Origin of the sequence: Streptomyces sp. NPDC085937 (assembly GCF_044540535.1) — a bacterium.
Lineage (GTDB): Bacteria > Actinomycetota > Actinomycetes > Streptomycetales > Streptomycetaceae > Streptomyces.
Window position 1 is genome coordinate 405,778 of the sequence record NZ_JBITSH010000002.1, and the last position, 25,015, is coordinate 430,792.

Sequence of the window (25,015 nt, forward strand, 5' to 3'; positions counted from 1 at the left end):
TGATCAGTTGTGGCCATTTCATTGTCAGTGGTGCTGCTGTTGGCGATCATCCTGGTGGTGCTGCTGAGAGGTGGCTCCATCAAGGCCGGACCGGCGATCGTCGCCGTCCTCTTCGGCTTCTTCCTCGCCTCGACGGGCATGGCCGACGACATCCAGCGCTTCCTGGACTCGATAGCCGACATGATCAACTCCATCAGCTTCTGACTCCGCCCCCCTCACGGCAGAGGTCCGCCACCGACGCGCCTCAGGGCCGGCCCGGACACCCGGACCGGCCCTGAGGCACGCCAGGGAGTCGACCCTGTGGTGGAGCCCGGGGAGAGGACACTCGGCATCTACGTGGTCCAGCCCCCGTACCGGGAGCACCTCCCGCCGAACGCCCACGAGGGTCCGCAGCGCGAACTGCGGCTGACCACACGCAACCTGGGGATGTGGGAGCGCGCCGCGTCCTGCCGTGGCGCCATCCGCTGCCGGAGCTGGGCCTGCTCGCCGAGGGACCGCGACTGCGCGTCTTCCACGACGGGTGCGCGGCCGGGACGACGCTCCTGGGGCGGAACGCACAGGAGGTGCAGGATCGCGCCCGACGGCACGGGGCCGCCCGAGGCCCCCGGTTCGGGGTACGACGAAGGCCCAGGGAGCGGGTGCACACCCTCTCACCTGGGCCTTCGGCCGTACAGAGCGGGCGACGGGAATCGAACCCGCGTAGCCAGTTTGGAAGACTGGGGCTCTACCATTGAGCTACGCCCGCACACTGCGCGCCGCGCGTCGGTGACCGCGGCACTGACAGGCATCGTAGCGGGTCGTGCGCCCTCGTCGCACACCCCGTGTCCGGCCGGTCGCCGGGCGCCGCACCGCGCCGGTAAAGGCGGCGGCCCTTTCTCCCGCGTGCATGTACCCTACGGATCGCACCAGACGGGGTGTGGCGCAGCTTGGTAGCGCGTCCGCTTTGGGAGCGGAAGGCCGTGGGTTCAAATCCCGCCACCCCGACCAGCCACCTGCTCACCTGCCGGTGATCGCCTTTTGGGTGCCGCAGCCGCTGCCGTTACTATGCAAGCTGCACGCCCATGTGTCTCTGAAGTCCGCTGGGCGGCGAATCGGCCGGACCGTTCTGGTCCCGGCAGAACCCGAGAAGTCAGCCACAAGGAGACCGAACCGTGAAGAGCGCCGTGGAGACCCTGAACCCGACCCGGGTTCGGCTCACTGTCGAGGTGCCCTTCGAGGAGCTCAAGGACAGCCTCGACGCGGCGTACAAGAAGATCAACCAGCAGGTCACGGTGAAGGGCTTCCGTAAGGGCAAGGTCCCGGCCCGGGTCATCGACCAGCGCTTCGGCCGCGGTGCGGTGCTGGAGGAGGCCGTCAACGACGCCCTCCCGAAGTTCTACACCGACGCGGTGAACGAGGCGGACCTCAACCCGCTCGGCCAGCCCGAGGTCGACATCACGGAGCTGAAGGACGGCGAGACGCTGAACTTCACCGCCGAGGTCGACATCCGTCCCTCCATCGAGATCCCGGACTACTCCGGCATCGAGGTCGAGGTCGACGCGGTCGAGGTCACCGACGAGGACGTGGAGAAGTCGGTCGAGCAGCTCCGTGAGCGCTTCGCCTCCACCTCCCCGGTCGAGCGTGCCGCCGAGGACGGTGACGTCGTCACCATCGACCTGGAGGCCAAGGTCGACGGCGAGGTCCTCGAGGACGGCGTGGCCAGTGGTGTCTCGTACACCATCGGCTCCGGTGAGCTGCTGGACGGGATCGACGACGCCGTGAAGGGCCTGGAGGCCGGTGGCGAGGCCACCTTCACCTCCGAGCTCAAGGGCGGCTCGGCGGCCGGCAAGGAGGCCGAGGTCACCGTCAAGGTCACCCAGGTCGCCGCGCGTGAGCTGCCCGAGCTGGACGACGAGTTCGCGCAGCTCGCCTCCGAGTTCGACACCCTCGAGGAGCTCAAGGCGGACAGCCGCAAGCGCCTCGAGAACATGAAGCAGTACGACCAGGCCACGCAGGCCCAGGAGCGCGTCCTGGACAAGCTGCTCGAGCTGGTCGAGGTCCCCGTCCCCGAGAAGCTGCTCGAGGACGAGATCAACACCCGCAAGCACAACCTCGAGCACCACCAGCTCGGCCAGATGGGCCTCGACCTCGCGAAGTACCTGGAGATCCAGGGCAAGACCGAGGAGGAGTTCGAGACCGAGACCCGCGAGGCCGCGGTCAAGGGCATCAAGACCCAGTTCGTCCTCGACGAGCTCGTGAAGCAGGAGAAGCTCAACGTCAACCAGGAGGAGCTCACCGAGCACCTCATGCGGCGCGCGGCCTCCTCCGGCATGTCCCCCGACCAGTTCGCGCAGGCCGTCGTCGAGCAGGGCCAGGTCCCGCTGCTCGTCGGTGAGGTCGCCCGCGGCAAGGCGCTGGCCGTCGTGGTCGAGAAGGCCACGGTCAAGGACACCAACGGCGAGATCGTCGACCTCGAGGACGAAGAGGACGAGACCGAGGCCGAGGCCACCGGGGCCTCCGCCGAGGAGAAGACCGAGGAGAAGACCGAGGGCTGAGCCCCGGCAGCGGTGACCATGTGAGAAGGCCCCGGGGCGACAACCCCGGGGCCTTCTCGGCACCAGGGGGGCCGGACGCCCTCAGGGGCGCGGGGAACCGCGTGGGCAACCGCGACGCACCCGCCGCCGGCCACCGGGACCCGCGGCGCCCACGGCGCGTCCGTACGCCGCACGGCGGGCCCTGCCCGCCCCGCCACGACTACGCCCCCGGCGAACACTCCCATCTCCGGGATTCCCCGAAGGGACCCGCGCGTTAGGGTCCATGAATACCAGGGCAGTGGAGTCTCCGATACGGCTCCCGCCCCCGCAGGGAACACGTGAGACGGCCCGGCGCCGTCGTAAGACGAGCAGGTGGATACGTGACGAATCTGATGCCTTCAGCCGCCGGCGAGCCTTCCATCGGTGGTGGCCTCGGCGACCAGGTCTACAACCGGCTGCTCGGCGAGCGGATCATCTTCCTCGGCCAGCCGGTCGACGACGACATCGCGAACAAGATCACCGCACAGCTGTTGCTCCTTGCCTCGGATCCCGACAAGGACATCTACCTCTACATCAACAGCCCCGGCGGTTCGATCACGGCCGGCATGGCGATCTACGACACCATGCAGTACATCAAGAACGACGTGGTGACGATCGCCATGGGTCTCGCGGCGTCCATGGGACAGTTCCTGCTCAGCGCGGGCACCCCCGGCAAGCGCTTCGCGCTGCCCAACGCCGAGATCCTGATCCACCAGCCCTCGGCGGGTCTCGCCGGTTCCGCGTCGGACATCAAGATCCACGCCGAGCGGTTGCTGCACACCAAGAAGCGCATGGCCGAGCTCACGAGCCAGCACACCGGCCAGACGGTCGAGCAGATCACCCGCGACTCGGACCGTGACCGCTGGTTCGACGCCTTCGAGGCCAAGGAGTACGGCCTCATCGACGACGTGATCGCCACGGCCGCCGGCATGCCGGGCGGCGGCGGCACCGGGGCCTGAGCAGCCCCACGGGGCTCCACGAGCCCCGTAGGCCCCGCCCGGGCCCCGTGAAGCCCTGGGCGGGCCCCAGCGCCCCAGCCGACCGCCTCAGCCCCTTTCAGGAGACACCGTGAACGCATTCCCCGGCAGCGGGATCTACGACCGTATGCAGGCCGCGCAGGACATGAGTGCCTCGCAGGGCCGTTACACCGGCCCGCGGGCCGAGTCCCGTTACGTCATCCCGCGCTTCGTCGAGCGCACCTCCCAGGGCATCCGCGAGTACGACCCGTACGCGAAGCTCTTCGAGGAGCGCGTGATCTTCCTCGGCGTGCAGATCGACGACGCCTCGGCCAACGACGTCATGGCGCAGCTGCTGTGCCTGGAGTCGATGGACCCCGACCGGGACATCTCGGTCTACATCAACAGCCCCGGCGGCTCCTTCACCGCGCTCACCGCGATCTACGACACCATGCAGTACGTGAAGCCCGACGTGCAGACGGTCTGCATGGGCCAGGCGGCCTCCGCCGCCGCGGTCCTGCTGGCCGCGGGCACGCCCGGCAAGCGCATGGCGCTGCCGAACGCCCGGGTGCTGATCCACCAGCCCTACAGCGAGACCGGCCGCGGCCAGGTCTCCGACCTGGAGATCGCCGCCAACGAGATCCTCCGCATGCGTACGCAGCTGGAGGACATGCTGGCCAAGCACTCCACCCGTCCGATCGAGAAGATTCGTGAGGACATCGAGCGCGACAAGATCCTCACGGCCGAGGACGCGCTGGAGTACGGCCTGATCGACCAGATCATCACCACCCGGAAGATGGACAACTCCAGCCTGCGCTGATGCGGGGCTTGGGTGTAACGTCTGCCGCCCCTTGGCACGGTTTGGCACGGTCCACGTCAAAGTGAACCGTGCCAAGGGGGGCCCGAACGGGGGGCCAGGCAAGGTACCGTCGGACATAAGGCAGCACCAGGAGCCGTCGGACACGGATGTCCGGCGACTCCCAGGCGAAGGGGAAGCACACCGTGGCACGCATCGGTGACGGCGGCGATCTGCTCAAGTGCTCGTTCTGCGGCAAGAGCCAGAAGCAGGTCAAGAAGCTCATCGCAGGGCCCGGTGTGTACATCTGCGACGAGTGCATCGATCTCTGCAACGAGATCATCGAGGAAGAGCTCGCCGAGACCAGCGAGGTCCGCTGGGAGGAGCTCCCCAAGCCCCGCGAGATCTACGAGTTCCTCGAGGGGTACGTCGTGGGCCAGGAGGCGGCCAAGAAGGCCCTCTCGGTCGCGGTGTACAACCACTACAAGCGCGTCCAGGCCGGCGAGAACGGCGGCGCCCAGGGCCGTGACGACGCCATCGAGCTGGCGAAGTCCAACATCCTGCTGCTGGGCCCCACGGGCTCCGGCAAGACCCTGCTGGCGCAGACCCTCGCCCGCATGCTGAACGTCCCCTTCGCGATCGCCGACGCCACGGCGCTCACCGAGGCCGGTTACGTCGGCGAGGACGTCGAGAACATCCTGCTCAAGCTGATCCAGGCGGCCGACTACGACGTCAAGAAGGCCGAGACCGGGATCATCTACATCGACGAGATCGACAAGGTCGCCCGAAAGAGCGAAAACCCGTCGATCACCCGGGACGTCAGCGGCGAGGGCGTGCAGCAGGCGCTGCTGAAGATCCTCGAGGGCACCACGGCCTCGGTCCCTCCGCAGGGCGGACGCAAGCACCCGCACCAGGAGTTCATCCAGATCGACACGACGAACGTGCTGTTCATCGTGGGCGGTGCCTTCGCCGGTCTGGAGAAGATCATCGAGGGCCGGGCGGGCGCCAAGGGCATCGGCTTCGGCGCGACGATCATCTCCAAGCAGGAGCGGGAGTCCAAGGACCAGTTCGAGGAGGTCATGCCGGAGGACCTGGTCAAGTTCGGCATGATCCCCGAGTTCATCGGCCGGCTCCCCGTCATCACCAGCGTGCACAACCTCGACCGCGAGGCCCTGCTGCAGATCCTGGTCGAGCCGCGTAACGCGCTGGTGAAGCAGTACCAGCGTCTGTTCGAACTCGACGGTGTGGAGCTGGACTTCGAGCGTGAGGCGCTGGAGGCCATCGCCGACCAGGCGATCCTGCGGCAGACCGGCGCCCGTGGCCTGCGCGCCATCATGGAGGAGGTCCTCCAGGGCGTGATGTACGAGGTGCCGTCCCGCAAGGACGTCGCCCGCGTGGTCATCACCGCCGACGTGGTGCTCTCCAACGTCAACCCGACGCTCATCCCGCGCGACTCGCGCGGCCGCGGCTCGGGCGAGCAGAAGACGGCGTAACCCCTCAGCACACGGAAAGGGCGTCCGGCGCATCGCGGCGGACGCCCTTTCCGTGTGCCAAGGCCTACTTGGCGACCCGCACGTCCTTGCGCACGTCGGCGGCCATGCTCGCGGACTCGTCGAGCGAGTACGTCTTGCCGGTGGCGGTCGGCTCGACCACGGCGACCGTGCTGTAGTCGGCCCACACGCACATGAAGGTCGTCTGCTCCTTCTTGGTGACCGGGTGCGTGGTCTCGGCCTCCTGGCACTTCATCACGGCGCCGTCCAGCCCGTCGGGTGACACCGACTTGGCCTCGCCGACCAGCTTGACCTTCTCGTCGTCGGTGTTCTTGTGCATCTGCGTGAACATCACGTCGAGGGCCTTCTCCGGGTCCTCGACCTTGCCGTAGACGCCGAAGTAGGTGATGTTCTCCGCGGTCTGCAGCTTCGCCAGGTCCTCCGCGTTCTCGGGGTCCAACTGCGTGAGGTCGGTGGTGGAGTAGACGGCGGCGACCGAGGTCGCGTCGCTCACCCCGGCCGTGGCCAGGTCCTTGGCGTCGCTGGAGCTCGCCTTCTCCTCCTGCGCCGGACCCTGGCGGTCGTACTTGTCCGAGAGGACCGACGCCGGCGCGGACAGCTTGTGCGGGCCGTCGTCCTCCAGGCCCCCGCCCCCGCCGCCGCCGATCAGGAAGTAGGCGCCCACACCGATGGCCGCCACGACCGCGACGGCGCCGACGATGATCGCGGCCTTCTTGCCGCCGCCTCCGCCGGACGCCGGGGGCTGGGGCGGCATGCCGTACTGCGGCTGCTGGCCGTAGGGCGGCTGCTGCGGCGGAACCCCGGGCTGTCCCGGCTGTCCCGGCTGCTGCGGGTAGCCGTAGCCGGGCTGGCCGGGCGGGGGCGTCTGCTGGGGGTACCCGTAGCCGGGCTGGGGCGGCTGCTGCGGCTGTTGGCCGTACGGTCCCGGCTGCTGGCCGTACGGGCCGGGCTGCTGGGGCTGCCCGCCGTACGGGCCCGGCTGGTTGAAGCTCATGACTGGGTTCCCCCTCGTGTTCGCTGCTGCGGTGCGGTCAGGCCGTGACGCGGATCTGCTCGCGGAGCTTGGTGGTCAGGTCGACCGCGGTGTCCTTGTCGACGCCCGTGCCGGCGTTGTCACCGGGCGAGACCATGGCGACCGTGCTGTGGTCGGCCCAGGCGCAGAACCAGTCGGTCGACTGCTTCTTGGTGAGCGAGTTGGTGCTCTTCGTCGACTGGCACTTGGCGACCGTGCCGTCGATCTCGACCTCCTCGGGCTCGCCGACCAGCTCGGGCTTCTCCATCCCTCCCGAGTTCCCCGAGGAGCTCTTCTCCACCTGCTCCTGGATGTTGGTGAAGAACTTGTCCAGCGTCTTCTCCGGGTCGGCGATCTCGCCGTAACCGCCCACCATGGTGACCCCCTTGGCGGTGAGCAGTTCCGACCGGTCGGGGAAGTCGCCGGCGGTGCCGGGATCGGCCGGGTCGTAGCTGCCGAAGTCGGCCGTCGACCACTGGCCGAGGATGGCGGTGCCGTTCTTGACGCCGCTCTTCTCCATGTCCTTCGCGGTGTCGGAGTCGCTCTCCTCGGAGCCCTTGCCGAACCGGTTGTAGTCGTCCAGCACCGTCTTGGGCGTGGTGAGCTTGTGCGGGCCGTCGTCCTTCAGGGCGTCCGCGCCGCCGCCTCCGCCTCCGCCGACGACGAAGTACGCGCCGACACCGATGGCCGCCACGACCGCGACGGCGCCGACCACGATGGCGGCCACCTTGCCGCCGCCCCCGCCGGACGCCGGGGGCTGGGGCGGCGCGCCGTACGGCGGCTGTCCGTAGGGAGGCTGCTGGCCGTAAGAAGGCTGCTGGGGCGGGACGCCGGGCTGTCCGGGGTGGCCGGGCTGCTGCTGCGGGTAGCCGTAGCCGGGCTGGGCCGGAGGGGGCGTCTGCTGGGGATGTCCGTAACCGGGCTGGGGGACCTGCGGCGGCCGGCCGTACGGTCCCTGCTGGCCGTACGGGCCGGGCTGCTGGGGCTGCCCGCCGTACGGGCCCGGCTGATTGTGGCTCATGACTGGGTTCCCCTCCAGACGCTTACGTGCTGCTGACATCCTGGCTCAGAGTCAACGACTCCAGACGGGCGGGGGTCGCACCGTTACAAAGGAAACGCGTTTCGGGACACCCCCGTGACGGCTCTAAACTGAGCCCGTGACCGACAACGCTCAGCAGCAGCCACCAGCGCCCACGACCGAACTGCCGACCCAGTACGCGCCGGCCGACGTAGAGGGGCCGCTGTACGAGCGCTGGGTGGAGCGGGGTTACTTCGAGGCGGACGCGAAGAGCGACAAGCCGCCCTACACCATCGTCATCCCCCCGCCGAACGTCACCGGCAGCCTGCACCTGGGCCACGCCTTCGAGCACACGCTGATCGACGCCCTCACCCGCCGCAAGCGCATGCAGGGGTACGAGACGCTGTGGCAGCCCGGCATGGACCACGCCGGCATCGCCACGCAGAACGTGGTGGAGCGGGAGCTCGGCAAGGAGGGCAAGTCCCGTCACGACCTGGGCCGTGAGGCGTTCGTCGAGCGGGTCTGGAAGTGGAAGGGCGAGTCCGGCGGCCAGATCAGCGGCCAGATGCGCCGCCTCGGCGACGGCGTCGCCTGGACGCGTGAGCGCTTCACGATGGACGAGGGCCTGTCCCAGGCCGTCCAGACCATCTTCAAGCGGCTCTACGACGACGAGCTGATCTACCGCGCCGAGCGCATCATCAACTGGTGCCCGCGCTGCCTGACCGCGATCTCCGACATCGAGGTCAACTACCAGGACGACGACGGCGAGCTCGTCTCCATGAAGTACGGCGAGGGCGACGAGACCATCGTCGTCGCCACCACCCGCGCGGAGACGATGCTCGGTGACACGGCCGTCGCCGTCCACCCCGAGGACGAGCGCTACAAGCACCTCGTCGGCAAGCTGATCAGGCTGCCGCTGACCGACCGCTCCATCCCGGTCGTCGCCGACGAGCACGTCGACCCCGAGTTCGGCACCGGCGCCGTCAAGGTGACCCCGGCCCACGACCCGAACGACTTCGAGATCGGCCAGCGCCACGACCTGCCGTCCATCGCCGTGATGGACGAGCACGCCGTCATCACCGCGCACGGCCCCTTCCAGGGCCTGGACCGTCTCGAGGCCCGCTCCGCCATCGTCGCCGCGCTGCGCGCCGAGGGCCGGATCGTCGCCGAGAAGCGCCCCTACGTCCACTCCGTCGGCCACTGCTCGCGGTGCAGCACCACCATCGAGCCGCGGCTGTCCATGCAGTGGTGGGTCAAGGTCGGCCCGCTCGCCAAGGCCGCGGGTGACGCGGTCCGCGACGGCCGCGTCAAGATCCACCCGCAGGAGATGGAGAAGCGCTACTTCGACTGGGTCGACAACCTCCACGACTGGTGCATCTCGCGGCAGTTGTGGTGGGGCCACCGCATCCCCGTCTGGTACGGGCCCGAGGGCGAGGTCGTCTGCGTCGGACCGGACGAGGAGCCGCCGAGCGGCGAGGGCTGGCGCCAGGACTCCGACGTCCTCGACACCTGGTTCTCCTCCGGCCTGTGGCCGTTCTCCACGCTGGGCTGGCCCGAGCAGACCGAGTCGCTGGCGAAGTTCTACCCGAACTCCGTCCTGCTCACCGGCTACGACATCCTCTTCTTCTGGGTCGCCCGGATGATGATGTTCGGCCTCTACGCGATGGACGGCACCCCGCCGTTCCACACCATCGCCCTGCACGGCATGGTCCGTGACCAGAACGGCAAGAAGATGTCCAAGTCCTTCGGGAACGTGGTCAACCCGCTGGACTGGATGGACAAGTACGGCTCCGACGCGCTCCGCTTCACCCTGGCGCGCGGCGCCAACCCGGGCGTCGACGTGCCCATCGGCGAGGACTGGGTCCAGGGCTCGCGCAACTTCGCCAACAAGATCTGGAACGCCACGCGCTTCGCGCTGATGAACGGCGCGACGGTCGAGGGCCCGCTGCCGGACGCGTCGAAGATGTCGCCCACCGACCGCTGGATCCTGTCCCGGCTGAACTCCGTCGTCGCCGAGGTCGACGCGTACTACGACGACTACCAGTTCGCCAAGCTGTCGGACGCGCTGTTCCACTTCGCCTGGGACGAGGTCTTCGACTGGTACGTCGAGCTGTCCAAGACGACGTTCCAGGCGGGCGGCGAGCCGGCCGAGGTCAGCAAGCGCGTCCTCGGCGAGGTCCTCGACGTCACGCTGCGGCTGCTGCACCCGGTCGTCCCGTTCGTCACCGAGACCCTGTGGACGACGCTGACCGGCGGCGAGTCCGTCGTCATCGCCGACTGGCCGGCCGACAGCGGCTTCCGCGACGAGGCCGCCGAGCGGGAGATCGGGACGCTCCAGTCGGTGATCACCGAGGTCCGCCGGTTCCGCGCCGACCAGGGCCTCCAGCCCGGCCAGCGGGTCCCGGCCCGGCTGACGCTGGAGGGCACCGCCCTCGCCGCGCACGAGGCGGCCATCCGCCAGCTGCTGCGCCTCCAGCCCGAGGGCGACTCCTTCACGGCCACGGCGACCCTGCCGGTCGCCGGTGTCGAGGTCGCGCTGGACCTGTCCGGCGTGATCGACGTCGCCGCCGAGCGCAAGCGGCTCGCCAAGGACCTCGCCGCCGCCGAGAAGGAGAAGGCCCAGGCGACGGCCAAGCTCGGCAACGAGGCGTTCCTGGCCAAGGCCCCGGACCAGGTCGTCGACAAGATCCGCACGCGGCTCGCCAAGGCGGAGGACGACATCGTCCGCATCCGCACCCAGCTCGACCGGCTGCCCCAGGCCTGACGCCCGGCCCGCAGTCCGTACGGCCCCCGACCGGTACCTCCCGGCCGGGGGCCGTTCACGTCGTGGTGGCGGTCCGGTAACCCGGCGGGGGGAACCTGTCGGCTCCGCCCGCCGACAGGCCCACGCCGCCAGGAGCGCCCCCGCCGATGTCCTCAGCCACGTCCCCCGCCGCCGCACCCCAAGCGCTGGACCGTGCCGCCGGCCGGGAGCGGCGGTACGACATCGACCTGCTGCGGGTGCTGTGCACCGCCGCCGTCGTCCTGGTGCACGCCTCCGCCGAGTTCATCGACGCCGGGCACCGCACCACCGGGATCCTCGGGGACACGGCGGGCCGGTTCGCCGTGCCCGTGTTCTTCGCGATGGCCGGCTGGGCCGCGCTGTCCGGAGCGCCGGTGCGGGACGAGGCCCGGCTGCTCGCCCGGCTGGGCCGGATCCTGCGCCCGATGGCCCTCTGGACGGCCCTCTACCTGCTGGCAGCGTACGTGTCCGGCGGGAACCGGGACCAGGCCGGTGAGGAGGCGGTGCGGGCGCTCTTCGGGTCCGTCCAGGCGGCCTTCCACCTCTGGTACCTGTACGCCTACGTCCCCCTGCTCCTGCTGCTCGGCGTCGTGGTGCTGGTCGTGCGGGGGCGTGCCCTGCCCCGCCGTTCGGCGGTGCTGCTGGCCGCACTGGCCGTCGCACCGGCGCTCCTCGGGGACGTGACGACGCTCACCGGCTGGGCGCCGCCCGACTGGGCGTGGTCGGTGCCGCTGTCCTCGGTGGTGTACGCGGTGGCCGGCGCCGCGCTGCTCGCCGCCCCGCGCCGCGGCCCGCGCGCGCTGTGGGCGGCGGCCGCCGCGGTGGCGTTCGCCGTCCTCGCCGTCTACCAGCTCACAGTGCGCCACCCCGCCGCGTACGGCAGCGCCGTGGTGGCCGCGGTGACCTTCGCGGTGCTGGGGACGGTGGCCGGGGTGCGGGTGCCGGAGCGGGTGCGGCCCCTGGTGGCGCGGCTGTCGGACGCGTCGTTCGGGACGTACCTGGTGCACCTGGTGTTCGTGACGCTGCTGGCCGGGCCGGCCGCCGGGCACCTGCCGGCCGGACCCTGGGCCCCGGTGGCGCTCGCCGGGACCACGGTGGCGGCGGCCGCGCTGTCCTTCGCCGTGAGCCTCCTGTGGGGGCGCCTGGGGTGGCGCGCCTGGCTCGGCTGAACCGGCAGCGGGGGGTGCGGGGCACCACCCGCGCCGCTCCGTAGACTGGGGAGCGTGAGCGAGCGCCCAGATTCAGCAGGTCCTGACCCGGACGACCCCTTCGACGAGTTCGCGGAGCTCGTGGAGGAGGAGACCCGCCGCGACCCCGACCTGGCGGTGATCGAGGCCGGCAGCCGTACCCTGCGCACCCAGGGCGGACCGCCGCAGGCGGACGTCCCCGCGCGCCCCGCCGACCCCGAGGTCGACAAGGCCCTGCGTGAGGTGGAGTCGGAACTCGCCACCCGCTGGGGCGAGACCAAGCTGGAGCCGTCGGTGGCCCGCATCGCCGCCCTGATGGACGTCCTCGGGGAACCTCAGCGCGCGTACCCTTCGATCCACATCACCGGCACCAACGGCAAGACGTCCACGGCCCGCATGATCGAGGCCCTGCTCGGCGCCTTCGACCTGCGCACCGGCCGCTACACCTCCCCGCACGTCCAGTCCGTCACCGAGCGGATCAGCCTCGACGGGGCACCGGTCTCCGCCGAGCGGTTCATCGAGACGTACCAGGACATCAAGCCGTACGTGGAGATGGTCGACGCCTCCCAGGAGTACCGGCTGTCCTTCTTCGAGGTGCTGACCGGCATGGCGTACGCCGCTTTCGCCGACGCGCCCGTGGACGTGGCGGTCGTCGAGGTCGGCATGGGCGGCGCCTGGGACGCGACGAACGTGATCGACGCCGGCGTCGCCGTGGTGACGCCGATCGACCTGGACCACACCGACCGGCTGGGCTCCACGCCCGCCGAGATCGCCACCGAGAAGTCCGGCATCGTCAAGCCGGACGCGACGGTGATCATGGCGCAGCAGCCGGTGGACGCGGCGCAGGTGCTGCTGAAGAAGGCCGTCGAGGTGGGCGCCACCGTGGCCCGCGAGGGCCTGGAGTTCGGCGTCCTGGACCGGCAGGTCGCCGTCGGCGGCCAGCTGATGACGCTGCGCGGGCTGGGCGGCGAGTACACCGAGGTGTACCTGCCGCTGCACGGCGCGCACCAGGCGCACAACGCGGCGGTGGCCCTCGCGGCCGTCGAGGCGTTCTTCGGCATCGGTTCCCAGCAGGCCCAGCCGCTCGACATCGACACCGTGCGCAAGGCGTTCGCCTCCGTCGCCTCGCCGGGCCGCATGGAGGTCGTGCGCAGGTCGCCGACCGTCGTGCTGGACGCCGCCCACAATCCGGCCGGCGCGCGGGCGGCGGCCGACACGATCGGCGAGGCCTTCCAGTTCAGCAACCTGATCGGCGTGGTCGGCGCGAGCGGCGACAAGAACGTGCGCGGGCTCCTCGAGGCTTTCGAACCGGTCTTCGCCGAGGTCGTCGTCACCCAGAACACCAGCCACCGCGCGATGGACGCGGACGAGCTGGCCGCCGTCGCCGTGGAGGTGTTCGGGGAGGACCGCGTGCAGGTCGAGCCCCGGCTGCCGGACGCCCTGGAGGCCGCGATCACGCTGGCCGAGGAGGAGGGCGAGTTCGCCGGCGGCGGTGTGCTCGTCACCGGTTCCGTCATCACCGTCGGCGAGGCCCGACTGCTCCTGGGGAAGGGCTGAGATCCCGTGCGTACGCTCTGTTCGTCGACGCTGATCGGCGAGTTCTTCGTGATCGGCTTCGCCGGCCTCGTGGCGATGAAGCAGCCCGACCTGTCCACCGGCACGGTGTGGACGGTCTGCGGCATCGCCATGCTCCTGTCGGTCGTCCTGTGCGGGATGGTCGGCCGGCCGGGCGGGGTGGCCCTGGGCTGGGCGCTGCAGATCGCCCTCGTCGCCTCCGGGGTCTTCGTGCCGATGATGTTCTTCCTGGGCGCGGTCTTCGCGCTGCTGTGGTGGGCGTCGGTGCACTTCGGGCGAAAGGTGGACGAGGCGAAGGCCCGTTTCGCCGCACAGGCGCAGCAGCCGGACACTGCGTGACGGACGGTCCGACACGCCCGGTAACCTCTGTGACCCGCACCATCTGACGCACAAGGAGCCCCGTCGTGACCCAGCGCACCCTCGTCCTCCTCAAGCCCGACGCCGTCCGTCGTGGCCTGACCGGCGAGATCATCAGCCGCATCGAGCGCAAGGCCGGCTGGAAGATCACCGCGCTGGAGCTGCGCACCCTGGACCAGGACACGCTGGAGCAGCACTACGGCGAGCACAAGGGCAAGCCCTTCTACGAGCCGCTGGTGGAGTTCATGGCGTCCGGCCCGGTCGTGGCGATGATCGTCGAGGGTGAGCGGGTCATCGAGGGGCTGCGCCAGCTGGCGGGTCCCACCGACCCGATCGCCGCCGCCCCGGGCTCGATCCGCGGCGACTACGGCGTGATCGTCCGCGAGAACCTGATCCACGCGTCCGACTCGGAGGAGTCCTCCGCGCGCGAGATCAAGATCTTCTTCCCCGGCCGCGCCTGAGCGAGCCCCGGCCGACACGCCCGGCCGGCGCTGCCGACGCGCGCCGCGCCGAAGTCCCGGCCGCCCCTGAGCCGAAGCCCTCGACCACGCCGACCGGCACGTCGGCCCCGCCGAGGCGGGGTGCCGGCCGTGCCGATGCCAGGACGGCCGGCCGGGGCGGCAATCGGCCACGGGACGCCGCCCGGGTGATCCGGGACGCCTGCCGTGGCGCGGTGACCCGGCGCGCCCGGGCGGACACGTCGGGGTGATGCCGTGCGCGGCCCGTCTCACGACGAGGGATCCGCGCATAACGATCACATCGCGGCCACGGTCCACGGTTATGTCGCACGTCGTAGGGTCTGGGGGCTTTGCCCCCGGGCCACATTTGGCATATGCACGGCGTTCGGGGGAACGGATGCCCCCGATGGGCCGTCTCCAAAGGCAGGGCGACCCGCCATCTGATGACAATGGCGAAGACCCTCGCACAGTGTGCGCGAAGGCACGTCTACCATGGACGCCATCGCGTCACCGCACCCACCTCGCCGACCTGAAAAGCCCTCAAAAGCTCGTGGGAAGGCCAGACGAATCCTGATGGGGAACTCAATGTCGTTCATCGGCCGTGACATGGCTGTCGACCTCGGGACCGCCAACACGCTGGTGTACGTCAGGGGTCGCGGAATCGTACTCAACGAGCCGTCCGTCGTCGCGATCAACACCAACACCGGTGGCATCCTCGCGGTCGGTGCCGAAGCGAAGAAGATGATCGGGCGCACCCCCGGCAACATCGTCGCCGTGCGCCCGCTGAAGGACGGCGTCATCGCCGACTTCGAGATCACCGAGCGGATGCTCCGCTACTTCATCCTGAAGATCCACAAGCGGCGGTATCTGGCTCGTCCGCGGGTCGTCGTCTGCGTGCCCTCGGGCATCACGGGCGTCGAGCGCCGCGCCGTCATCGAGGCGTCGTCCCAGGCCGGCGCCCGTCAGGTGCACATCATCGAGGAGCCCATGGCGGCCGCCATCGGCTCCGGACTGCCGGTCCACGAGGCCACCGGCAACATGGTGGTGGACATCGGCGGCGGCACCACGGAGGTCGCGGTCATCTCCCTCGGCGGCATCGTCACCGCCCAGTCCATCCGGGTCGCGGGCGACGAACTGGACAACGCCATCATCCAGCACATCAAGAAGGAGTACTCCCTCCTGCTGGGTGAGCGCTCGGCCGAGCAGATCAAGATCACGATCGGTTCGGCGTACGACCTCGACACCGACGAACACACCGAAATCCGCGGCCGGGACCTCGTCTCGGGGCTGCCGAAGACCGTGGTGATCTCCGCCGCCGAAGTGCGCAAGGCGATCGAGGAACCGGTCAACGCCATCGTGGACGCGGTCAAGACGACCCTCGACAAGTGCCCGCCGGAGCTGTCCGGCGACATCATGGACCGGGGCATCGTGCTGACCGGCGGCGGAGCACTGCTGCGCGGCCTCGACGAGCGGCTGCGCCGGGAGACCGGCATGCCGATCCACATCGCCGAGGACCCCCTGGACAGCGTGGCGCTCGGCTCCGGCAAGTGCGTCGAGGAGTTCGAGGCCCTCCAGCAGGTGCTGGACGCCCAGCCCCGCAGATGACACACCGCCACGACTCCGCCGTACGAGACGTTCCCTCTCGTGCGGCGGAGCGCTGGTATCGAGGTCCGGGGCCGGTGGTGACGCCCCCAAGGCCCCGGTCCACACCACCCCACAGCTGAACAGACCTCCACCTCATACCCGTTCTCGACGAGGAAGGCACGGCCGCCGCACGTGAGGGACACGAAAGAGAGCCGGCTGCTCCTGGTGCTGCTGATCGCCACCGCGTTCGCACTGATCACGGTGGACATCCGCGGTGGGGAGGACTCACCGGTCGACGGTGCCCGGCAGGCGGCGGCGTCCGTCTTCGGCCCGATCGAGAACGGCGTGTCCAGCGCGGTCGACCCGATCGGCAACGCGGTCACCGCCGTCCGCGAGTCCGGCGACCGCCACGACCGGCTCGCCGAACTGGAGCGGGAGAACGCGGCGCTCAAGGCCGAACTCGGCAGCGAGGACCGCGGCCGCAGCCGCCTCAAGCAGCTCGACAAGCTCCTCGGCGTCGCCGGCAAGGGCCAGTACGGCATCAAGGGCGCCCAGGTCATCGCCATAGGAGCGGCCCAGGGCTTCTCCTGGACCATCACCATCGACGCGGGCGCCGACGACGGCATCAAGCGCGACATGACCGTCCTCAACGGCGACGGCCTGGTCGGCCGGGTCACCACCGTCGGCCCCGGCACCGCCACCGTGCTGCTCGCCAGCGACCCCGACTTCACCGTCGGCACCCGCATGGAGGCCGGCGACGAACTCGGCTTCGCCTCCGGCCAGGGCGACCGCCCGCTGCGCGTCGAACTGCTCAACAGCAAGGCCGAGATCAAGAAGGGCGACCGGCTGGTCACCTTCGGCTCGCAGGCCGACAAGCCGTTCGTGCCCGGCGTCCCGGTCGGCGTGGTCTCCCGCGTCGACCCCTCCGGCGGCGACCTGACCCGCACCCTGTACGTCACGCCGTTCGTCAACTTCAGCAAGCTCGACGTGGTGGGCGTCGTCGTCCAGGCGCCCGCGAAGGACCCGCGCGACACGGTGCTGCCGAAGAAGCCCAAGCCGACCCCGACGCCGACCGTGACGGTGACCGTCACCCCCTCGGCCCCTGCCGACGGCCTGAACCAGCAAGAGCAGTAGGAGCTGTCACCCCATGCGCGTCAACCGGATCCTGCTCTCCAGCTCGCTGATCGTCGTCGCCCTGGTGGTCCAGGTGAGCGTCCTCGCCCGCCTCCACCTCCCCGGTGCCGTCCCCGACCTGCTGCTGCTCGTCGTCCTCGGTCTCGCCCTGGTCTACGGCCATGTCGGCGGCGCCCTCGTGGGTTTCGCCGCCGGCCTCCTCGCCGACCTCGCCCCGCCCGCCGACCACGCCGTCGGCCGATACGCGCTCGTGCTGTGCGTCATCGGCTACCTCGCCGGACTCGTCAAACCCGAGAGCGGCCAGGTGAAGACGGCGGCCGGCCCGATGCTCGTGGTCGTCGCCGCCGCCGTCGGCTCCACCCTGCTCTACGCCGGGGTCGGCGCCCTGGTCGGCGACACCGCCGCCCGCCACGTCGGCCTGAGCGGACTGCTGTTCACCGCCGCCCTGTACGACCTGCTGCTCGCGCCGTTCGTGGTGCCCGGCGTGATGGCACTGGCCCGGCGCGCCGAGAACGACCCGCTCGCCGACACGAACTCCACCAGGTCCGGGGACATCTCCTCGGGCTGGCTCTCCGGCGGCACCGGACTGCGCATCGGCGGCCAGCGCAACGGACTGCGGGTCAAGGCGGCCCGCGCCCGCTCGGCCCGCGCCGGACGCATCAAGGGGGTCAAGCGCCTGTGACCTCCCGAAACTTCACCGGTACGGGTGAACGCGGCTGGAACGCGCGTCCACCGGCCGGTCGTTCACCACTCGTCACCATCCGCACGCACGCGCTCTGAGAGGGGAGGAAGCAGCGTGACCAACATCCCCGAGACCGGCCGCAGCACACGCGTCCAGGTCCGGCTCGTCGTCATCCAGGTCCTCGTCATCTCCCTGCTCGGCACCCTCGGCGGGCGCCTGTGGTACCTCCAGATCCGCGAGGGCGACCAGTACGCCAAGGAGGCCTCCGGCAACCACGTCCAGCAGGTCGTCCAGCCCGCCGTGCGCGGCTCGATCCTGGACGCCCGCGGCGTGGCCCTCGCGGACAACGAGACGCGGCTCGTCGTCTCCGCCTCCCGCACCGACCTCATGAAGATGAAGGACGACGGCGAGGCGGTCCTCACCAAGCTCGCGGGCGTCCTCGGCATGAAGCCCGAGGACGTCATGACGAAGGTCCGGCTGTGCAACGCCGAGACCCCCCAGCCCTGCTGGAACGGCTCGCCCTACCAGCCCATCCCCATCACCGACGAGGCCACCCCTAAGCAGGCCCTGCAGATCCGCGAGCGCGCCGAGGACTTCCCCGGCATCACCGCCGAGCCGCAGGCCCTGCGCCGCTACCCGAGCCCCGGCAAGGCCAACACCGCCCAGGTCCTCGGCTACCTCTCGCCGGTCACCGACGACGAGATCCAGCAGGCCCAGGACACCGACTCGCCCTACCTGCGCTCCGACATGGTCGGACGCTCCGGCCTGGAGCGGCAGTACGACCAGCAGCTGCGCGGCAAGGCCGGCGTCACCCGCTACGAGGTCGACAAGCTCGGCCGGGTCCTCGGCCAGGCCCAGGCCGACCCCGCCGAGCCCGGCGCCAACCTCGTCACCAGCATCGACTCCCGTGTGCAGCGCATCGCCGAGTTCGAGCTCAACGAGGCGATGAAGGAAGCCCGCAAGCAGCACGACCGCAACACCGGCCGCAACTACGAGGCCGACTCCGGGGCCGTCGTCGTCATGGAGGCCAAGACCGGCCGCGTCGTCGCCATGGCCTCCAACCCGACCTACGACCCCAACTCCTGGGTCGGCGGCATCTCCGCCAAGGACTACGCCCAGCTCACCGGCAAGAAGTCCAACTACCCGCTGCTGAACCGCGCCATCCAGGGCCTGTCCGCACCCGGCTCCATCTTCAAGGTGATCCCGACGGCCGCCGCCATCAAGGCCGGCTACTCCTTCGAAGGCCCCTACAACTGCTCCAGCGCCTACTCCATCGGCGGCCAGGTCTTCAAGAACTTCGAGTCGCAGAACCACGGCCCGATCAGCCTCGGCCGGGCCCTCGAGGTCTCCTGCGACACCGTCTTCTACGCCCTCTCCCACGAGGAGTGGAAGCGCGACGGCGGCAACAAGCCCAAGAAGAACGCCCACGACTGGTTCTACAAGACCGCCCACCAGTTCGGCCTCGGCGAGGAGACCGGCATCGACCTGCCCAACGAGGTCACCGGCCGCGTCCCCGACCGCCAGTGGAAGGCCGACTACTGGAAGGCCAACAAGGACGCCTGGTGCAAGTACGGCAAGAAGGGCGGCAGCTACGCCGAGCAGATCGCCTACGAGAACTGCCTCGAAGGCAACCGGCTGCGCGCCGGTGACTCGGTGAACTACTCCATCGGCCAGGGCGACACACTGGTCACGCCCATCCAGATGGCCACCATCTACGCGGCCATCTCCAACGGCGGCACCCTCTACAACCCCACTGTCGGCAAGGCCGTCATCAGCCCCGACGGCCGGACGGTCAAGGAGATCGAGCCCCAGGCCCACGGCAAGCTGCCGACGTCGAAGAAGACGCTCAAGCAGATAGACGAAGCCCTCGAGGGAGTCGCCACCCGCGGTACGGCCGCGTGGCGGTTCGGGGGCTGGCCACAGGACAAGATCCCGATGCACGCCAAGACCGGTACGGCCGAGGTGTACGGCAAGCAGACCACCTCCTGGTTCGCCACCTACACCAAGGACTACTCGATCGTAATGACGATCTCCCAGGGCGGTACCGGCTCCGGCGCCTCGGGCCCCGCCGTGCGCAACATCTACAACGCCCTCTACGGCGTCTCCGAGGACGGCGAGATCGACAACAAGAAGGCGCTGCTGCCCACGCCGCAGAAGACGCTGCCCAAGGTCCGCACGGACGGCACCATCACCTCGCCGAAGGTCTCCAAGGACTTCGCCAAGGACCAGCGGGCCACGCCGTCGCCCGACGCCGAGGCCGGCACCCCGCAGCAGGACGACCCGGCCGACCCGCAGCAGACCGGCACGGCCCCCTCGCCCGAGAACACCAACCGCGACACCCGCCGCGGACGACGCCGGAACCCGGGACCGGGCCGCGGCGGCGGCCGGCCACGCGGCCGCGCCTCCCGGCCGCGCGCCGCCCACCCGGAGAGGACGACGTCATGACCGGCGGCGTCAACAGCTTCCAGGTCTCCGGGTACGGACCCGAGCGGGCCGGCTGGACGCGGGTGTTCGCCCGCGACTCCCTGGCCCGCCGGCTGGACTGGCCGATACTGCTCTCGGCGCTCGCCCTGTCCCTGCTGGGCTCGCTGTTGGTGTACTCGGCCACCCGCAACCGCACCGAGCTCAACCAGGGCGACCCGTACTACTTCCTGGTCCGGCACTGGCTGAACACCGGCATCGGCGTGGCCCTGATGATCGGCGCCGTCTGGCTCGGCCACCGGGGCCTGCGCACGGCCGTGCCCCTGCTGTACGGCGCCTCGGTGTTCCTGATCCTGCTCGTGCTCACCCCGTTGGGCTCCACGATCAACGGCGCGCACAGCTGGATCAAGCTGCCCGGCGGCTTCTCCCTCCAGCCCTCGGAGTTCGTCAAGATCACGATCATCCTGGGCATGGCCATGCTGCTCGCGGCCCGGGTCGACGCGGGGGACAAGCCGTACCCCGACCACCGCACGGTGCTCCAGGCGCTCGGCCTCGCCGTCGTCCCCATGCTGATCGTGATGCTCATGCCCGACCTCGGGTCGGTCATGGTCATGGTCATCATCGTGCTCGGCGTGCTGCTCGCCTCCGGAGCCTCCAACCGGTGGATCTTCGGCCTGCTCGGCGCGGGCGCGGCCGGCGCGATCGCCGTCTGGCAGCTCGGCATCCTCGACGAGTACCAGATCAACCGCTTCGCCGCCTTCGCCAACCCCGAGCTCGACCCGGCCGGCGTCGGCTACAACACCAACCAGGCCCGCATCGCCATCGGCTCCGGCGGACTGTCCGGCTCCGGCCTCTTCCACGGCTCCCAGACCACCGGCCAGTTCGTCCCCGAACAGCAGACCGACTTCGTCTTCACCGTCGCCGGCGAGGAACTCGGCTTCGTCGGCGGCGCACTGATCATCGGCCTGCTCGGCATCATCCTCTGGCGCGCCTGCCGCATCGCCCGCGACACCACCGACCTGTACGGCACCATCGTCGCCGCCGGCATCGTCGCCTGGTTCGCGTTCCAGAGCTTCGAGAACATCGGCATGACCCTGGGCATCATGCCGGTCACCGGTCTGCCCCTGCCGTTCGTCTCCTACGGCGGATCCTCGATGTTCGCGGTCTGGCTGGCGGTGGGCCTGCTGCAGTCGCTCCGGGTGCAACGGCCCATGTCCGCCTGACCCCGGTCCCGCCGGGCCCACCCCGGCCCACCAGACCCGCCCGGCCCCGCACGTCACCGGTGCGGAGCGGCCCACTGCCGCTCCGCACCCACGGCGACTACATTCGGGACATGGCGGACACCAAGCGCGAGATCGAGCGAAAGTACGAGTCCGACGACACCGGGCTGCCCGACCTGACCCGCGTCCCCGGTGTCGCGTCCGTGCGGGAGCGGGGCGTCACCCACCTCGACGCCACCTACCACGACACCGCCGACGAACGCCTGGCCGCGTCCGCCGTCACCCTGCGCCGCCGCACCGGAGGCTCCGACGCCGGGTGGCACCTGAAGTTCCCCGTCGCCCCCGGGGTGCGCGACGAGATCCAAGCCCCGCTCTCGGACACCCTCCCGGACGAACTCGCCGCCCTGGTCCGCTCCCGCGTCCGCGACCGGGACCTGCTGCCCGTGGTCCGGCTGCGCTCCGACCGCGACGTCCGTCACCTCCTCGACGCCGACGGCAGGATGCTCGCCGAGGTGAGCGTCGACACCGTGCACGCCGAACGCCTCACCGGCGCGGGCGGCACCGCCCGGTGGACCGAGATCGAGGTCGAGCTCGCCGACGACGGTGACCCCGCCTTCCTCGACAAGGTCGAGAAGCGGCTCCGCAAGGCGGGCGTACGGCCCTCCGCGTCGGCCTCCAAACTGGCCCGCGCCCTCGCCGAGACCGCGCCCGACGCCGGTGAGGGCCGCAGCGCCGACACCACCCCGGACACCGCCGGCACACCCCCCGCCACCGCCCCCGGGGCCGCTCCCCGGCACAAGCACCGCCCCCGCCCGGACGGCACCCCCGTCACCGCCGGCGACCACGTCCTCGCCTACGTCCGCGCCCAGCGCGACGCCCTCGTCGAGCTCGACCCCGCCGTACGGCAGGACGTCCCCGACTCCGTGCATCGCATGCGGGTCGCCACCCGCCGCCTGCGCAGCACCTTCCGCACCTTCCGCGGCGTCCTCGACCGGGCGACGACCGACCCGCTCGCCGACGACCTCAAGTGGCTGGCCGCCGAGCTCGGCCTGGACCGCGACCAGGAGGTCCTCGCCGAACGCCTCACCGACGCCCTCGGCGCCCTGCCCGCGAACCAGGTCACCGGCCCGGTCTCCGACCGCCTCGCCACCTGGTCCGCCGCCCGCCACAAGGGAGCCCACCACGAGGTCGTCGCCATCCTCGACTCCCGCCGCTACCTCACCCTCCTCGACACCCTGGACGCCCTCCTCGCCGACCCGCCCCTGCGGAAGAGGGCCGGGGCCAAGCCGCGCAAGGTGCTCGCCAAGGCCGTGCGCAAGGACTTCGACAAGCTCGCCGGACTCGTCACCCGCGCCCAGGAACTCCCGCCCGGCCCGGAGCGCGACACCGCGCTGCACGAGGCGCGCAAGAAGACCAAGCGCACCCGGTACGCCGCCGAGGCCGCCGCCCCCGCGCTCGGCGCACCCGCTGAGGAGGCGGTCCGGGACATGAAGGCGCTGCAGAGCCTGCTCGGCGACCACCAGGACAGCGTCATGGCCCGCCGCACCCTGCGCGAGCTCGCCGCCGTGGCCCACGCGGCGGGGGAGAGCGACTTCACGTACGGCGTGCTCCACGCCCGCGAGGAACACCGCGCGCGGGCCGCAGAGGCCGCCCTCCCGGAGGCGTGGAGCTCGATCAGCCGGGAGTTCGCGTTCTGAGCGCCGTACGGGGGACCCCTCCGGGCGGGTTAGGCTGGATGGTCACCCGCCCCTGAGCCGTCAGTCCGGCCGGGGGACCGCAGTCACCACACGAAGGTTCGCGATGCCTGCCGAAGCCGCCGAGTCTGTGTTCCCGCAGCTCGAAGCTCTGCTCCCGCATGTGCAGAAGCCGATCCAGTACGTCGGCGGAGAGCTCAACTCCACGGTCAAGGACTGGGAATCCTGCGACGTCCGCTGGGCGCTCATGTACCCGGACGCGTACGAGGTCGGGCTGCCCAACCAGGGCGTCATGATCCTCTACGAGGTCCTCAACGAACAGGACGGCGTCCTGGCCGAGCGCACCTACAGCGTCTGGCCGGACCTCGAGGCGCTGATGCGCGAGCACCGTGTGCCGCAGTTCACCGTCGACAGCCACCGCCCGGTCAAGGCCTTCGACGTGTTCGGCCTGAGCTTCTCCACGGAGCTCGGCTACACGAACATGCTCGCCGCCCTGGACCTGGCCGGCATCCCGCTGGAGTCGAAGGACCGCGGCCTCGACGACCCGATCGTCATGGCCGGCGGCCACGCGGCCTTCAACCCGGAGCCGATCGCCGACTTCATCGACTGCGCGATCATCGGCGACGGTGAGCAGGCGGTCCTGGAGGTCACGCGGATCATCCGCGCCTGGAAGGAGGAGGGCCGCCCCGGCGGCCGCGAGCAACTCCTCCTGCGCCTGGCGAAGACCGGCGGCGTGTACGTCCCCGGTTTCTACGACGTCGAGTACCTCCCCGACGGCCGTATCGCCCGTGTCGTGCCGAACCGCTCCGGCGTGCCGTGGCGCGTGTCCAAGCACACCGTCATGGACCTCGACGAGTGGCCCTACCCCAAGCAGCCCCTCGTCCCGCTCGCCGAGACGGTGCACGAGCGCATGTCCGTGGAGATCTTCCGCGGCTGCACCCGAGGCTGCCGTTTCTGCCAGGCCGGCATGATCACCCGCCCGGTCCGTGAGCGCTCCATCACCGGCATCGGCGACATGGTCGACAAGGGTCTGAAGGCGACCGGCTTCGAAGAGGTCGGCCTGCTCTCCCTGTCCTCCGCCGACCACTCGGAGATCGGCGACATCGCCAAGGGCCTCGCCGACCGCTACGAGGAAGACAAGATCGGCCTCTCGCTGCCCTCCACCCGGGTCGACGCCTTCAACATCGACCTGGCGAACGAGCTGACCCGCAACGGCCGCCGTTCGGGCCTCACCTTCGCCCCCGAGGGCGGCTCCGAGCGCATCCGCAAGGTCATCAACAAGATGGTCTCGGAGGAGGACCTGATCAGGACCGTCGCGACGGCCTACGGCAACGGCTGGCGCCAGGTGAAGCTGTACTTCATGTGCGGCCTGCCCACCGAGACCGACGACGACGTCCTGCAGATCGCCGACATGGCCACCCGGGTGATCGCCAAGGGTCGCGAGGTGTCCGGCTCCAACGACATCCGCTGCACCGTCTCCATCGGCGGATTCGTGCCCAAGCCGCACACGCCGTTCCAGTGGGCCCCGCAGCTCTCCGCCGAGGAGACCGACGAGCGCCTGGCCAAGCTGCGCGACAAGATCCGCGGCGACAAGAAGTACGGCCGCTCCATCGGCTTCCGCTACCACGACGGCAAGCCCGGCATCGTCGAGGGCCTGCTCTCCCGGGGCGACCGCCGCATCGGCGCGGTCATCCGCGCGGTCTACGACGACGGCGGCCGCTTCGACGGCTGGCGCGAGCACTTCTCCTACGACCGCTGGATGGCGTGCGCGGACAAGGCGCTGCCCGAGTTCGGGGTGGACGTCGACTGGTACACCACCCGCGAGCGCACCTACGAGGAGGTCCTTCCCTGGGACCACCTCGACTCCGGTCTGGACAAGGACTGGCTCTGGGAGGACTGGCAGGACGCCCTCGACGAGACCGAGGTCGAGGACTGCCGCTGGACCCCGTGCTTCGATTGTGGCGTGTGTCCTCAGATGGACACGAGCATTCAGATCGGCCCCACGGGCAAGAAGCTGCTGCCCCTGACGGTCAAGAACGCGGGTCCGGTACCGAGCGGTCACGCGCACTGAGCCCG

General features: G+C 70.4%; 19 protein-coding genes and 2 tRNA genes. 18 read left to right on the forward strand and 3 right to left on the reverse strand.

Annotated elements, in window-relative coordinates:
- Positions 1 to 9 precede the first annotated feature (9 nt).
- The gene (locus ACIF8S_RS05335; RefSeq protein WP_024887528.1) at positions 10 to 204 is read left to right on the forward strand and encodes a hypothetical protein; all 195 of its coding nucleotides are present in this window, start codon (positions 10 to 12) and stop codon (positions 202 to 204) included.
- Positions 205 to 674: 470 nt separating this feature from the next.
- On the opposite strand, the gene ACIF8S_RS05340 is transcribed toward ACIF8S_RS05335, so the two are convergent.
- Positions 675 to 745: transfer RNA gene (locus tag ACIF8S_RS05340), tRNA-Gly, on the reverse strand.
- A 165-nt stretch (positions 746 to 910) separates the two neighbouring features.
- Between ACIF8S_RS05340 and ACIF8S_RS05345 the strand changes: the two genes are divergently transcribed.
- From ACIF8S_RS05345 to clpX, 5 genes are all read left to right on the forward strand, one after another.
- Positions 911 to 987, forward strand: a tRNA-Pro gene (locus tag ACIF8S_RS05345).
- A gap of 164 nt (positions 988 to 1,151) precedes the next feature.
- Complete coding sequence (gene tig / locus ACIF8S_RS05350; RefSeq protein WP_399997448.1) at positions 1,152 to 2,534, forward strand: trigger factor; 1,383 nt, start codon at positions 1,152 to 1,154, stop codon at positions 2,532 to 2,534.
- Positions 2,535 to 2,905: 371 nt separating this feature from the next.
- Positions 2,906 to 3,511 carry an ATP-dependent Clp protease proteolytic subunit gene (locus ACIF8S_RS05355; protein WP_024887530.1) on the forward strand — a complete coding sequence of 202 codons (606 nt, stop codon included), beginning with the start codon at positions 2,906 to 2,908 and terminating at the stop codon, positions 3,509 to 3,511.
- A 109-nt stretch (positions 3,512 to 3,620) separates the two neighbouring features.
- Positions 3,621 to 4,328, forward strand: coding sequence for an ATP-dependent Clp protease proteolytic subunit (locus ACIF8S_RS05360; RefSeq protein ID WP_349792870.1), 708 nt, complete (start codon positions 3,621 to 3,623; stop codon positions 4,326 to 4,328).
- A 182-nt stretch (positions 4,329 to 4,510) separates the two neighbouring features.
- Positions 4,511 to 5,797 carry an ATP-dependent Clp protease ATP-binding subunit ClpX gene (gene clpX, locus ACIF8S_RS05365; protein ID WP_024887532.1) on the forward strand — a complete coding sequence of 429 codons (1,287 nt, stop codon included), beginning with the start codon at positions 4,511 to 4,513 and terminating at the stop codon, positions 5,795 to 5,797.
- Between the two features lie 64 nt (positions 5,798 to 5,861).
- On the opposite strand, the gene ACIF8S_RS05370 is transcribed toward clpX, so the two are convergent.
- A complete protein-coding gene (locus ACIF8S_RS05370) occupies positions 5,862 to 6,809 on the reverse strand; it encodes a hypothetical protein (RefSeq protein WP_399997450.1) in 948 nt (315 codons plus the stop codon).
- A gap of 37 nt (positions 6,810 to 6,846) precedes the next feature.
- Positions 6,847 to 7,848 carry a hypothetical protein gene (locus tag ACIF8S_RS05375; protein ID WP_399997451.1) on the reverse strand — a complete coding sequence of 334 codons (1,002 nt, stop codon included), beginning with the start codon at positions 7,846 to 7,848 and terminating at the stop codon, positions 6,847 to 6,849.
- Between the two features lie 136 nt (positions 7,849 to 7,984).
- Here ACIF8S_RS05375 and ACIF8S_RS05380 point away from each other — a divergent pair, with 136 nt between their 5' ends.
- The 12 genes from ACIF8S_RS05380 (at position 7,985) to ACIF8S_RS05435 (ending at position 25,010) form a co-directional block, all read left to right on the forward strand.
- Positions 7,985 to 10,609, forward strand: a complete 2,625-nt coding sequence (locus ACIF8S_RS05380) for a valine--tRNA ligase (RefSeq protein ID WP_399997453.1) — start codon at positions 7,985 to 7,987, stop codon at positions 10,607 to 10,609.
- 146 nt (positions 10,610 to 10,755) lie between these two features.
- A complete protein-coding gene (locus ACIF8S_RS05385; RefSeq protein ID WP_399997454.1) occupies positions 10,756 to 11,796 on the forward strand; it encodes an acyltransferase in 1,041 nt (346 codons plus the stop codon).
- Between the two features lie 54 nt (positions 11,797 to 11,850).
- The gene (locus ACIF8S_RS05390; protein ID WP_399997456.1) at positions 11,851 to 13,371 is read left to right on the forward strand and encodes a bifunctional folylpolyglutamate synthase/dihydrofolate synthase; all 1,521 of its coding nucleotides are present in this window, start codon (positions 11,851 to 11,853) and stop codon (positions 13,369 to 13,371) included.
- A gap of 6 nt (positions 13,372 to 13,377) precedes the next feature.
- Complete coding sequence (locus ACIF8S_RS05395) at positions 13,378 to 13,728, forward strand: DUF4233 domain-containing protein (protein WP_399997458.1); 351 nt, start codon at positions 13,378 to 13,380, stop codon at positions 13,726 to 13,728.
- A gap of 65 nt (positions 13,729 to 13,793) precedes the next feature.
- Positions 13,794 to 14,207, forward strand: a complete 414-nt coding sequence (gene ndk / locus ACIF8S_RS05400; RefSeq protein WP_349792881.1) for a nucleoside-diphosphate kinase — start codon at positions 13,794 to 13,796, stop codon at positions 14,205 to 14,207.
- Positions 14,208 to 14,789: 582 nt separating this feature from the next.
- Positions 14,790 to 15,809 (forward strand): rod shape-determining protein, encoded by a 1,020-nt coding sequence (locus ACIF8S_RS05405; RefSeq protein ID WP_024887540.1) that lies wholly within the window; start codon positions 14,790 to 14,792, stop codon positions 15,807 to 15,809.
- A 171-nt stretch (positions 15,810 to 15,980) separates the two neighbouring features.
- Entirely contained in the window at positions 15,981 to 16,922 is a 942-nt protein-coding gene (gene mreC / locus ACIF8S_RS05410; RefSeq protein WP_399997460.1) for a rod shape-determining protein MreC, read from the forward strand.
- A gap of 13 nt (positions 16,923 to 16,935) precedes the next feature.
- Positions 16,936 to 17,604, forward strand: coding sequence for a rod shape-determining protein MreD (gene mreD / locus ACIF8S_RS05415; RefSeq protein WP_399997461.1), 669 nt, complete (start codon positions 16,936 to 16,938; stop codon positions 17,602 to 17,604).
- A 114-nt stretch (positions 17,605 to 17,718) separates the two neighbouring features.
- Positions 17,719 to 20,049 (forward strand): penicillin-binding protein 2, encoded by a 2,331-nt coding sequence (mrdA, locus tag ACIF8S_RS05420; protein ID WP_399997462.1) that lies wholly within the window; start codon positions 17,719 to 17,721, stop codon positions 20,047 to 20,049.
- The gene (rodA, locus tag ACIF8S_RS05425) at positions 20,046 to 21,248 is read left to right on the forward strand and encodes a rod shape-determining protein RodA (RefSeq protein ID WP_349792886.1); all 1,203 of its coding nucleotides are present in this window, start codon (positions 20,046 to 20,048) and stop codon (positions 21,246 to 21,248) included. The genes mrdA and rodA overlap by 4 nt, the downstream gene beginning before the upstream one ends.
- A 110-nt stretch (positions 21,249 to 21,358) precedes the next feature.
- Entirely contained in the window at positions 21,359 to 22,942 is a 1,584-nt protein-coding gene (locus ACIF8S_RS05430) for a CHAD domain-containing protein (protein WP_399997463.1), read from the forward strand.
- Between the two features lie 103 nt (positions 22,943 to 23,045).
- Positions 23,046 to 25,010 carry a TIGR03960 family B12-binding radical SAM protein gene (locus ACIF8S_RS05435; RefSeq protein ID WP_399997464.1) on the forward strand — a complete coding sequence of 655 codons (1,965 nt, stop codon included), beginning with the start codon at positions 23,046 to 23,048 and terminating at the stop codon, positions 25,008 to 25,010.
- Positions 25,011 to 25,015 lie beyond the last annotated feature (5 nt).